We start from the raw sequence: 2,187 nt of genomic DNA, 5'->3' as shown, positions 1-2,187 counted from the left end.
CAAGTATCCCATGCCGGAGCAGGCGGCGCGTGACGGCCATGCAATTTCCGATGAGAGCTTTGCCGGCCATTTCGACGACGCGATGGCTGATGTCGACATGGATTTCGACGTTCGCGCGGATGAGCCGAATGCCTTCGACGAGCCGCACGCGCATGATGCGCTTGTCGATATCACTGACGCGAACGGCGACATTCCCATCCCTGAAGGCATTTCGGACGATGCTTTCGACCTAAGTTTGGACGACGCGTTTGCCGAAACGGCCGAAGAGCCGGTCGCCGAGGTTGCTGCCGCTACGGTCCAGCCGGCGGCGCCAGAGGCTCATGTTGCGCCGGCGGCGCATGCCCCGGCCGCGGACGAACGGAGCCTGGAAGACGAGTTGAATGCGCTGCTGGGTGCCATGACGGCGCGCACGGCGCTGGTCGCCAGTGAGCCCGTCACGGCTCAGCCGGCTGTCGCCGCCCTGCCGCCTGTTGCCGAGCCCGCCGAGGAACCGGCCGATCTTGTCGGCGACCTCGACTGGGATCTTGACGAACCCGCGCCTGAGCAGGACCGGCATGTTGGCACGGCCCAAGCGGCCGATGCGGATATTGACGACCTTATGCTTGATGAACTCCAGGATACGACTTGGCACACGGCTGGCGATGTCGATTTCGACGATGATGCGTTCGACGCGGCTTTGCCCAAGGATCTTGATCCGCGTGACGAAGCCACTGACCGGGACAATTCGGCGGATTCTCTCGATTGGCTTGCGGAGCGTTCCCAACCGGCAGAGCCGACGCGTTCGTGGAGCCGCGTGACGCCGGTTCCGCAGCAGCCGTCATTCAGTGCTCAGCCTGCGTTTGCTCAGCCGGCCGCTTCGGTGGCATCCGTGGCCGCCGCGCCGGCAGTCGCCGCCATGACGTCCTACCGTTCGTCCGAGCCGGTCGAGACCGTGGCTCCCGCTGCCCCGGTGCCGGCGCCCCAATCGCGCCAGCCTGCGCATTACGAAGACATGCCCGACGTCGAAACGGTCGATGTACCCGAGCGTGTCGTCGCGCTAGCCGACGATCTCGATATTCCCGAACTGCACTTCGAGGAAGACCAGCCGGCGTCGTCTGGCTACGACGATCTCGATGCGGAGTTCTCCAGCCTTCTCTCCGAGATGAACGCGGTGGAGGTCGCTCCTGTTCCCACGAGCAATGTGGCCAGCGCGTCTTACGATGATGACTCCTATGCCGCGGGCTTCAAGCCGGGCTATGACAGCCTCAAGCCGGCATATGACGGGGTCAAGCCGGGCTACGACGGGCTCAAGCCGGGCTATGAGCCGGAAGCGCGGACCTATGCCGCGCGGCCGATGGACATGTCCGCCCGCGCGGCGGCGCCCACGGGTTATGCCGACGCCTCCGGCTTCGACCTCGACGGCCTGCCAGGGAGCCAGCCGGTTTCGCAAGCCGATGATTTTACTGTCGATGAACTCGACTACGATCCCGAACTCGACGAGGCTATGGCTGTTCCGGGTCTCGGCGAGCGTGAGGCCGGGAGGCCGACGCGCGGACGCGGACTGTTCATCGCCGCGATTGTCGGCGCGGTCGCGGTCGCGGGCGGTCTCGGGGCCTTTGCGCTGTCCTTTGGCGGCAAGGGCGGCAGCGAAGCGCCTGTCATCGTCAAGGCCGACAACGCGCCGATCAAGGTCAAGCCGGAGAATCCGGGCGGCGCCGTGGTGCCCAATCAGGACAACAAGGTCTACGACGCGGTCAGGGGCGCCAAGCCAGCCGAGCCGGTCCAGGAAAAGCTGGTCACCAACGTCGAAGAGCCAGTGGACGTCCAGGCGAAAGATCCGGCCCGCGCCATCGACCTTTCGCCGGACCAGAATGCAGCCGCCGCTGGAACCGATGTCGGCAATGCCGCGCCGATGGCCGGCGCCGCTTCGGCCGACAACGCTTCTGCCGACAATACGGCGCCCGCGCCCAAGTCCGAGGACCGCATTGCGCAGGTGCTGCAGGATGCCGACAAGGGCACCAATGCCGATGTCGTCGCCGTTGCGCCGCGCAAGGTGAGGACCATGGTGGTCAAGTCGGACGGTTCGCTGGTGCCGCGTGAAGATCCGGCAGCGCCCGCCGCGCCGCTAGTGGCCGCCACCGAGCCGGTCGATCCGGCGCCGCAGCATGTTGCCCCAGTGGCCCAAGCCGACGCGGACCAGACCGGCAC

At 66.3% G+C, this 2,187-nt stretch carries 1 pseudogene; it reads left to right on the top strand.

The features are described 5' to 3' along the window. Positions 1–2,187, top strand: a pseudogene (locus tag EN984_RS32040) (SPOR domain-containing protein); the annotation flags it as partial.

The sequence above is a fragment of the Mesorhizobium sp. M7A.F.Ca.CA.004.12.1.1 genome, from assembly GCF_003997835.1.
Lineage (GTDB): Bacteria > Pseudomonadota > Alphaproteobacteria > Rhizobiales > Rhizobiaceae > Mesorhizobium.
This window is presented reverse-complemented; position numbering and strand designations above follow the sequence as displayed.